At 73.1% G+C, this 5,088-nt stretch carries 4 protein-coding genes and 1 pseudogene; 2 read left to right on the top strand and 3 right to left on the bottom strand.

Annotated features, from left to right (window positions below; genetic code table 11):
- Window positions 1–322, top strand: a 322-nt coding sequence (locus HUX53_RS40220) for a hypothetical protein (RefSeq protein ID WP_217919971.1), incomplete at its 5' end; no start/stop codon positions are given.
- Between the two features lie 997 nt (window positions 323–1,319).
- A complete protein-coding gene (locus tag HUX53_RS27395) occupies window positions 1,320–2,060 on the top strand; it encodes a hypothetical protein (protein WP_176406101.1) in 741 nt (246 codons plus the stop codon).
- On the opposite strand, the gene HUX53_RS27390 is transcribed toward HUX53_RS27395, so the two are convergent.
- The 3 genes and pseudogenes from HUX53_RS27390 to HUX53_RS27380 all read right to left on the bottom strand — a co-directional run.
- Window positions 2,061–2,939 carry a hypothetical protein gene (locus HUX53_RS27390; protein ID WP_176406100.1) on the bottom strand — a complete coding sequence of 293 codons (879 nt, stop codon included), beginning with the start codon at window positions 2,937–2,939 and terminating at the stop codon, window positions 2,061–2,063.
- A gap of 28 nt (window positions 2,940–2,967) precedes the next feature.
- A complete protein-coding gene (gene iscB / locus HUX53_RS27385; RefSeq protein ID WP_176406099.1) occupies window positions 2,968–4,422 on the bottom strand; it encodes an RNA-guided endonuclease IscB in 1,455 nt (484 codons plus the stop codon).
- Between the two features lie 376 nt (window positions 4,423–4,798).
- Window positions 4,799–5,088, bottom strand: a pseudogene (locus HUX53_RS27380) (hypothetical protein); the annotation flags it as partial.

Below are 5,088 nucleotides of genomic sequence, written 5' to 3'. Positions count from 1 at the left end.
CCCCACCCGGCACCCCAGCGCCGCCGACCGAGCCGGCCCCAACCACCGCACCGTCCGGGAACGAGCCATCCACGCCCTCGTGGACGCCGCACGAGCCATCCGGCGGTCCCGGTGGCGACCCTGCATCTCCCGCCGAGCCGGGCCTGCCCGCCGCGCCGTCTGCGGGCGAGCCGTCCCCGCCGCCGTGGACGCCGCGCGAGCCATCCGGCGGTCCCGGTGGCGACCCTGCATCTCCCGCCGAGCCGGGCCTGCCCGCCGCGCCGTCTGCGGGCGAGCCGTCCCCGCCGCCGTGGACGCCGCGCGAGCCATCCGGCGGCTCTAGTCGCCGTCCGGCGTCGTCGGCTGAGTCGAGGGCGAGTGGCGTGCCGCCTGGGGGTGAGCCGTCCTCGCCGCCGTGGACGCCGCACGAGCCATCCGACGGCCCTGGTGGCCGTCCGCCGTCGTCGGGTGAGCGGGGGGCGAGTGGCGTGGCCTCGGCGGGTGAGCGGCGTTCGGCGTCGTGGTTGCCGCACGATTCAGTTGGCGCCCCTGGTGGCGGCCCTGCGTCTCCTGCCGAGCCGGGTCCGCCTGCCGCGCCGTCTGGGGGTGAGCCGTCCTCGTCGTCGTGGTCGCCGCACGAGCCATCCGGCGCCCCTGGTGGCCGTCGGGCGTCGTCGGGTGAGTCGGGGTCGAGTGGCGTGCCGTCTGCGGGTGAGCGCCGTTCGGCGTCGTGGGCGCCGCACGATCCATCCGGTGGCGGCCCTGCGTCTCCTGCCGAGCCGGGTCCGTCTGCTGCGCCGTCTGCGGGTGAGGCCTCCTCGGCCTCGTGGACGTCGCGCGAATCAGCTGGCGGCCCCACGCCCCCGACGAATCCGCGTCCAACTGGCGTGTCGCCTGCGGATGAGCCCTCTTCGCCGTCGTGGAGCCCGCACGATCCAGTCGGTGGCCCTGCGTCGTCGGGGGAGCCGGGGGCGAGTGGCGTGGGGTCTGCGGGGGAGGCGTCTTCGGCGTCGTGGACGGCGCGGGAACCTGCCTCGTCGTGGAGGCGGCATGAGGCGGGCTCTGGCGAGGGCGGGACTTCGGCGGAACGTTCGGTATCGGGTGAGCCTGAGCCGTCGTGGACGCCGCATGAGTCGGTCGGGGGGACTCCGCCGGCGGAGGCGGTGCCGGCCGGGTCTGAGTCTTGGGCGTCCTACGCCCAGCAAGAGGGCGGGCCCTGGGCGGCGCATGAGGCGTCTGCGGAGCGTCCGGTATTGGACAGGTCGTCCTGGACGTCGCGGGGCGAGGACGAGCCGTTCTTGCCGGGGAAGGGGTTGTCAGCGGAGCCGCCGGAGGTGACCGTGCCGGAGGTCGCGGTGCGGCCTCGGCCCATGGCGGACGCCGGGCGGCGGCGGGCCATGGCGGACGGGTTCGTGGGCGAGTTCGTCGGTGGTGCGACGTGGCGGGCGATGCTCGCGGTGCTGGAGAGCGCGTTCCCCGGGATGGGGATCGCCTCGGCGCTGTCGCGGCGGGGCGATGTGGTCATGGACGCGCTCGACCGGAAGGCGGCGGCGAAGCTCGGCGTGCCCGTGTGGCTGGACGACGCCGGGATGGTGTTCGACCTCAGCGCCCACCTGGGCGTCCGCGTCGTGCGGTCGCGGGAGCGGACGGTGCCGCCGCGCGCGTCCAGGCCGTATGCGGGGGCCTTCGTCATCGACACGCTGGATCCGCTGCGGTACCACCGGGCGGTGGGCGGGCCGCAGGCGCCTCGGGACCTGCCGGGCGAGGGCGCGCTGCGGGTGCCGTCCGGGGCGGAGGACGACGACAGCGGGGTCGTGATCGTCGCGAACCTCACGGAGGCGGGCGTGCGGGTGCTGGACTCGGCGGCGCTGTGGCGGTACGCGGGCCGGGTCGTCACCGGGACGCTCCGCGAACCGGAGCGGGCGCGGGTGCGGCGGGCGCTGTGGGCGCTGCGGCGGGTCGTGATCGTCGACCCGGAGCTGCGGCTCGGGCTGTGCCTGCAGATCGACGCGGCGCGGGTGCCGCGGTGCCTGCTGGCGTTCGGTGTGGAGGAGGGGACGCCCCGGTTCGTCCGGCCGTGATCAGTCGTCGGAGCGCAGCCAGGACAGGTCGCGCTGCCGGTCGGCGGGCAGCTCGCGGATGTGGTCCACGAGCTGCCACGGCTCCGGCGGTGTGCTCTCGTCGTCCGGGAGCACACCGCACAGCAGCGCGCTCTGCGTGCTGACGGCGACGAACGGGCCGAACTGGGCGATGCCGCCGCCGCGCAGCGCCGCGAGTTCGGTGAGCAGCGCGTTCACGGCCGACGCGTCCTGCGGGTCGTAGAGGCCGCGGACGTAGGAGAACAGGTCCTCGGCGAGGACGTCGGGGCGCCGTCCCGACATGTGGTAGACGGTGCCCCAGTAGGTGCCGGTCGCCTGCGCGGAACGCTGGTCGCGGATCCGGACGCGCAGCCCGCACTCGGTGGCGCACTTCTCGTAGGCCTCGGCGAGCAGCGCCTCGCCCTCGCCCTCCTCGCTGAGCAGGACGCCGGTGACGACGCCCTCCTCGCGGTCCAGCCGGTCGAGCATCTCGCGGTGCAGTTCCAGGACGTCCTGCTCCACGGTGTCCAGGGAGCGGGCCAGGGCGCGCTGGGCGTCGCGGTCGAGGTCGACGCCGGCGAGTTCCTCGGAGATGTCGCCGAACTGCTTCTCCAGCCGCTCCACCCGTCCGGTGACGGAGTCCAGCCGTTCGAGGACCTCGGCGGGCGGCTCCTCCGACTGGGACGGGATGGGGATGCCGGCCGGCTCCGTGGCGTTGTCCACCACCGTCTTGAGCTCCTGGTGGTCGCGGGCGAGCTGGTCCAGCCGGTTCTGCAGCAGGCGCAGGTCGGCCTGGGCGCGGGGGAGCCGCTTGTCGGACGCGAGGTAGAACTCGCGTCCGGCGATCGCGAGGCAGAGCAGAACCAGGATCACGGTGGTCATCGGGTTCCTCTCGTAGATACCGTCTGCTTTAGTCGGGGGGAACGAAAGCGCGGACGGGCATCCAGGGCCCGAGCGGTGCTCTGACCTGCCGGGCCGCAGCATTGATCACGGCCCCTTCGGGTTTGGTGGTGTAGGCGTAGCCGTCGCCCCGTTGGAGCAGTGCCAGGTTCTTGTGCGAGGCCTTGACGGCTCCTGCGGGGGTGGTGACGGTGTGGCTGCCGCTGGAACGGACCGCGACACGCCCGGTGTGGGTTCCGGCCCACCGGCCGGTCGGGACCGTGGCACGGACCAGGTCGCCGGTGGCGAACCCGAAGAACCGCTTGGTGCGCGGCAGGCGGAGGCGGGGGAAGCCGTACCGGTCGGTGCGGGTGCGAGTGTAGGCACCTCGTCCGGTGGCCGCGGCGATGAGGACGGTGCGCGGGGTGCGGTCGATGGTGTTCAGGTGGCCGACGCACAGGGCGTCCAAGGTGTGCGTCTTCGGCAGGCCGACACGAGTGCGGTTCCATTTCGTGCGCCCGCCTGAAGCGGTCCGCACGGTCGGGAACGCGGCATGAAGGGCGCGCCAAAGCGCCCACCTGGTGGCGTTGACGGCCGCTGCATCGCGGAGCGGGGCCTCGGCCTGGGCCAGTATGCGGGAGAGCTGCCCCGGGGCTTGGCCGAGGAAGTCCTCCACGGGCCGGTTGCCTTTGGCCTGGTTACAGGGGATGCATGCGGTGCACAGATTGCTGACCCGGTTGGAGCCGCCCCTGGAGCGGGGGCGGATGTGGTCGATGTTGAGTGGCACGCCGGTTGCACCACAGTAAGCGCAGGCGCGTCCCCACTTGGCCAGGAGGTATTCGCGCACCTCGGTGCCGTGCAACGTGCCCTGCTGGTACTCGGCTCCTTCCAGAGGGCGGTCGGCGGAGATGGCGTGGGTGTCGAACGCGACCCGTTCAATGTGCACCGCTTGGACAGGTGCCCACCGGGCAAGTCGGGCGGTCCAAGTGATGGTGGTCTCGACCCGGTGCCGCAGCGACGGCGCAAGCCAGCCTCTGGGTTTGGTGCGGTTGGAGAAGCGGGGGGCGCGGTAGCGCAGGTTCCGCGATCTGCGGCCCCTGCGGTAGGCGGCGCGCTGCGACATCTTGTCCCGGATGCTGCCGCCCCGGTGGACGAGATCAATGCCGTACAGGCCCCGGCGGTTGCCATCCTTGTCAGTGAAGACGGTGATGCCGGTGTGTCTGGAGCCGGGGTCGATGCCCAGTTCGACACCGTCCACCTGCGACTCGCCGATGGTGCGGTCCTTGAGCCGGATGACGAACGGGGTGTACCGGGCGACCACGGCCCGGCCTTTCTTGAGCAGCATACGCGCCCGGGCGGGCGTGGTCGGCTGCACCGCTACGCCGTGCTTGTCCAGGACGAATGCGGCGGGGTGGCCCTCACGGACCTTCTCCCCGGCCGTAGAGCCGGGGGTGACGCGCTCGACACCAGGTGAAGCGCCGAGCATCTCCCCTCGCACATGTACCGCGCCGGGTGCCTGACGGCCTTCGAGTCCCGTTTCGTCCCCGACCCGAGGGGTGTCTGCTGACCCGAATTCGAGAGCGGGCTGCTGAGGAAGCACAGCCCGGTCGGTCTCCGGCCCTACGCGGTACGTAGCCAACTTCGTTCACCTCCAATGTGATGTTGGCTGGTGCTGGTAGCGGCGGCCCTCAGCCAGCGGCTGAAAGCCCCCTCCTTCAGAAGGGGGGTCCCGTTACGTGACTCCTCGGGAAGCGGCTGCGCTCTTGACGATAACCGTCCGTGGCCGGGTTGGACGAGGAGGCGGCGGATCTCGTCCGAAAGGCCCGGCATTTCCGGTGGACGGCGGCGGGTGGACGCGGTGGTCAGCCGAAGAGGCCGCCCAGCAGGCCGCCGAGGATCTCGGCCGCGCCGCCGGCGACGTCCCCCGCGATGTCACCGGCGATGCCGCCGGCCGCGTCCGCGACCATGCCACCGGCGACATTCCCGGCGTATCCGGCGATGGCGTTGCCGAACGCGTCCACCGGGGCGCCCGCGACGTAGCCCGCCACGTTCGCGGCCTGCCCGGCGACGTCCCCGATGCCGCCGAGCGCCATGCCTCCCGCGACACCGGCCGCCGCGGCACCGCCGACGAGTCCGGCGCCGCCGATCAGGC

The sequence above is a fragment of the Actinomadura sp. BRA 177 genome (genome assembly GCF_013372625.1).
In the GTDB taxonomy this organism is placed as follows: Bacteria; Actinomycetota; Actinomycetes; order Streptosporangiales; family Streptosporangiaceae; genus Spirillospora.
The sequence above is the reverse complement of the archived record's forward strand: the minus strand, read 5'-3'. Positions and strand labels throughout refer to the sequence as shown.

Bases quoted from the DNA above. Each gene is read 5' to 3' on its own strand.
- HUX53_RS27390 (WP_176406100.1), bottom strand. From the start codon at position 2,939: ATGACCACCGTGATCCTGGTTCTGCTCTGCCTCGCGATCGCCGGACGC.
- iscB (WP_176406099.1), bottom strand. From the start codon at position 4,422: ATGCTCGGCGCTTCACCTGGTGTCGAGCGCGTCACCCCCGGCTCTACG.